Annotated in this window: 1 protein-coding gene; it reads right to left on the bottom strand. The window is 40.9% G+C overall.

The features are described from left to right. Positions 1 to 1,686 (bottom strand): amino acid adenylation domain-containing protein (locus tag V7183_RS18515; protein ID WP_148706597.1); only part of this gene is annotated, 1,686 nt, incomplete at both ends.

The following is a 1,686-nucleotide window of genomic DNA, read 5'->3' as shown; positions in this document are numbered from 1 at the left end:
TCCACCCAAATCAAAGAAATTGTCATTTACACTTACTCTTTCCATACCAAGTACATGTTCAAATGCCTCTACTACCAATTTTTCCGTCTGGGTCTTTGGTGCCTCATAACCCCTTATCATCTTAGTTTCTTCAATAAACTGTTCCGGGTTCGGCAATAATTTACGATCTACTTTACCATTTGCAGATAGTGGAATCTCATCTACCTGTATGAATTGTGCCGGGATCATATAATCAGGCAGATGTTTGGCTAACTCTCTTTTTATTTCTGCCAATTCTACGGTCTCATCTGCAACAATATACCCACACAATTGCTTCTCTCCATGTGAATCACTGTAATCAGCGACGACGGACTGGTGAATATGTGGCAAATGATTGATACAGTGTTCTATTTCTCCTAGTTCGACACGATGTCCACGTATCTTAACTTGACTATCTTTTCTTCCCAGGAAGTCTACATATCCTTCCGGACGCATGACACCATAATCACCTGTTTTGTACAGATAACCTAATCTATGGTTGATAAAGGCGGCCTTCGTCTTCTCTTCTTCATTGAGATAACCTACGGCGACTCCTTTTCCACCAATATGCAGTTCTCCTGGTACGCCTACTGGGCATTCTTCCCCACATTCATCCAGTACGTAAATTTGTTGATTTTTCAGCGGATAGCCGTAAGGGATACTTTTCCACTCTGGCTTCACTTCTGTGATTGGGAAATATATGGACCATATAGAGCCTTCCGTTGCTCCACCTAACCCGATGACTTGTGCTTTTGGCATTCTTGTTTTGATTTTCGCTGGCAAACCAAGAGAAATCCAGTCTCCACTTAGCATCACCATACGTAAGCGCTCTGCTGAAGTGCTATGCACCGTGTCTTGCTTTGTGCTTTCTAGATACATATCCATAATTGCCGGAACCGAATTCCATATCGTGATTTCTTCTTCGATCATGATCTGATGAATACTGGCCATATCTAAAAGATCTGGAATTAATACTAACTGAGCTCCGCTAATGAGTGCTCCAAAAATATCATAGACGGATAAATCAAAGCTCATCGATGATAGGGCAATGATTTTATCTTCGCTATTTACTTGGAATTTCTCATTAATATCTAATAATGTATTCACTACTGCTTCATGGGTGATCACAACACCCTTAGGATGTCCAGTGCTTCCTGACGTATAGATAGCATAGGCTCTATCCTGCTGGCAGCCTTCTAACAGTTCTAAGGCGCCATCGTTATAGGTGGAAAGGTTCTCTGTTTCATATAAATCCGGATGAATCATGAGCTTGATATCACTATGTTCCACGATATATTTTATTCTTTCCTCAGGATGTTCCGGATTAACAGGAATATAAGCATGGCCGGCTTTTAAAATAGCTACCATATTTACAATGGTCTCAATTCGTCTCTCTGCCCAAACTCCAATATAAGAATTGAGCGCATAGTTTTGTTCTGCTAAATAACGAGCGACCTGATTGGATTTTCTCGCCAACTCGCCATAGGTCAATGTATCCTGTCCTAATTTGACTGCAATAGCATCGGGAGTCTTCTGGCATTGCTGGTCTATTAATCTTTGCAGTAAATCCCCTTCATAATCTCCTTGTGTACGATTGTAATCAAGCAGTAGTTGATACTGTGTTACAGGCAGCGGCATAGATGAAAGTTTATTGTCTATAACTTGCTG

The sequence above is a fragment of the Bacillus sp. JJ1127 genome (assembly GCF_036965845.1).
Classification (GTDB): domain Bacteria; phylum Bacillota; class Bacilli; order Bacillales; family Bacillaceae_G; genus Bacillus_A.
The sequence above is the reverse complement of the archived record's forward strand: the minus strand, read 5'-3'. Positions and strand labels throughout refer to the sequence as shown.